3 protein-coding genes are annotated in these 2,184 nt (G+C 74.2%); all 3 read left to right on the top strand.

The window, feature by feature from the left end:
• Positions 1–162 precede the first annotated feature (162 nt).
• Positions 163–576: a DUF1257 domain-containing protein gene (locus ACG2DA_RS22555; RefSeq protein ID WP_395258918.1), complete on the top strand. Its 414-nt coding sequence runs from the start codon at positions 163–165 to the stop codon at positions 574–576.
• Position 577: 1 nt separating this feature from the next.
• Positions 578–769, top strand: a complete 192-nt coding sequence (locus tag ACG2DA_RS22550) for a DUF2997 domain-containing protein (RefSeq protein ID WP_395258916.1) — start codon at positions 578–580, stop codon at positions 767–769.
• 57 nt (positions 770–826) lie between these two features.
• The coding region (locus tag ACG2DA_RS22545; RefSeq protein WP_395258914.1) for an ATP-binding protein at positions 827–2,184 on the top strand (1,358 nt) is incomplete at its 3' end.

Genomic DNA, 2,184 nt, shown 5'->3' with positions numbered 1-2,184 from the left:
TGGCCGCCGCGGCGGGACAGCTGCTGCTCGGCCTGCTGGCCGACCTCGCCGCGATAGCCGCCGGCCGCGCCGCGGCCCCGCCCGACCCAGCCCGCGAGACGCCGCCGCAAGACGGCCGCTGACCGCTCCCCCGTCCCTTTCCCGAACCAGGAGGCTCCCCGCATGAGCCACATCGTGACCGTCGCCGCGAAGGCGACGGACCCCGCCGCCCTCGCGGCGGCCTGCCAGCGGCTGAAACTGCCGCCGCCGCAGATCGAGTCCGTCACGTTCTTCGATCGCAGCGTGCAGACCGGCCTCGCGGTCCGCCCGCCCGGCTACGTCTACCCGATCGTCTGCGACACGGAGACCGGCGACCTGTACCACGACACCTACGAGGGCCGCTGGGGCGACGAGTCCTTCGTCGGCCGCCTCCTCCAAGCCTACGCCGTCGAGAAGACCAAGCTCCAGGCGAAGGCCCGCGGCCACCGCGTTGTCGAGACCGCCCTGGCCGACGGCAGCGTGAAGCTGACCGTCACCGCCGGGGCCGCCGGCTTCGGCGGCGGGCCGCAGTACCTCTCCGCCGGGGAGGCCGCCTGAGATGCAGCGCATCGAGATCACCGTCACCCCGACCGGCGAGACCTCCGTCGAAACGAAGGGCTTCGCCGGCCCCTTCTGTAAAGCGGCCAGCCAGCCGTACGAGGAGGCCCTCGGCACGACGACCGCCGAGCGACGGACGCCGGAGTACCACGCGACCGCCCCGGTCGCCCAGCCGGTCGAGCAGCGGGCCTGACGCCCGCCGCCCGGCCCCCGTTCTTTCACAACCCGTTCCCACACGAAGGAGACGCCCATGCCGCGTCGACCGCAGGGTCCGTCCCCGCCCGAACTCGACGAGAACGAAGCCGCCCCCGGCACGCCCCCGGGAATGACCGAGCGACTTTCGGAGCTGATCGCGGCCGCCTTCCCGGGCGTGCTCGCGGTCACGCCCGAACCCGAGGAGGTCCTCCACGATCTCGCCGGCCTCTGCCGGGAGCGGGGCTGGAACCTCGCCACCTGGACCGCCGACGGCGGGGAGGACGGCCCGGCCGACCCGCTGGCGGCGGTCCAGGCCCTGCCGGCCTCCGGCGACGGCGAGACGCCCTCGCTGCTCGCCATGGTGCACGTCCATCGGTACTTCCAGAGTCCGGAACTGCTGGCCGCGGTGCGGTCGGCGCTCGCGGCGGGCAAGATCCGCCGCACCTGCCTGGTGCTCGTCCAGCCGTCTTCGGACCTGCCCCCAGAGTTGTCCCGGGACTTCGCGGTCCTGGACTGCCCGCTGCCGTCCCGGCAGGAACTGGAGGCCGTCGCCCGCGGCGTCGCCACGGAGGAGGGCGAGCTGCCCGATCCGCTCACGCCCGTCCTGGACGCCGCCGCCGGCCTGACCCGCAGCGAGGCGGAGAACGCCTTCGCCCTCTCGCTCGTCCGGCACGGCCGGCTGGACCCCGGCCCGCTCTGGGAACTCAAGGCGAAGCAGCTCGCCGCCGGTGGGCCGCTGACCCTGCACCGCGGCGGGCCGGGCTTCAACGCCCTCGGCGGCATGGCCGCTCTGAAGGCCTTCTGCCGGACGGCACTGCGGAACGGGTCCACGACGGCGGAGGCGAAAGGCGTCCTCCTGCTCGGCCCCGGCGGGGTCGGCAAGAGCACGTTCGCCCGGGCCCTTGGCGCCGAGGTCGGCCGGCCGACGCTGACGCTGGACGTCGGGGCCCTGATGGGCGGCCTCGTCGGCGCCACCGAGGAGAACACCCGCCGGGCGTTGGCGACGATCGAGGCCATGGCCCCGGTAATCTGCTTCGTGGACGAGATCGAACGCGTCCTGGCCGGCACGTCCGGCGGGGCCCACGACTCCGGGGTCTCGTCCCGGCTGCTCGGCACGCTGCTCTCTTGGCTGGCCGATCGGCCGCCGGGGGTGTTCGTCGTCTGCACCGCCAACGACGCCAGCAGGCTGCCGCCGGAGTTGACCCGCAGCGGCCGGTTCGACGCGACGTTCTTCCTGGACCTGCCGGGCGAGGAGCAACGCCGCGGCATCTGGGAGACGTACCGCGAGCGCTACGGGATCGCCGCCGGCGAATCCACGCCCGCCGACGCCGGTTGGACCGGGGCGGAGATCGAGAGCTGCTGCCGACTGAGTGCTCTGCTGGGCGTTCCGCTCGCCGAGGCCGCGACGCACGT

Source organism: Alienimonas sp. DA493, assembly GCF_043951915.1.
Lineage (GTDB): Bacteria > Planctomycetota > Planctomycetia > Planctomycetales > Planctomycetaceae > Alienimonas.
Note: the sequence above shows the minus strand (reverse complement) of the source record. Positions and strands in the feature narration are given on the sequence as shown.

Coding starts and splice junctions, on each gene's coding strand:
- ACG2DA_RS22555 (WP_395258918.1), top strand. CDS start 163: ATGAGCCACATCGTGACCGTCGCCGCGAAGGCGACGGACCCCGCCGCC.
- ACG2DA_RS22550 (WP_395258916.1), top strand. CDS start 578: ATGCAGCGCATCGAGATCACCGTCACCCCGACCGGCGAGACCTCCGTC.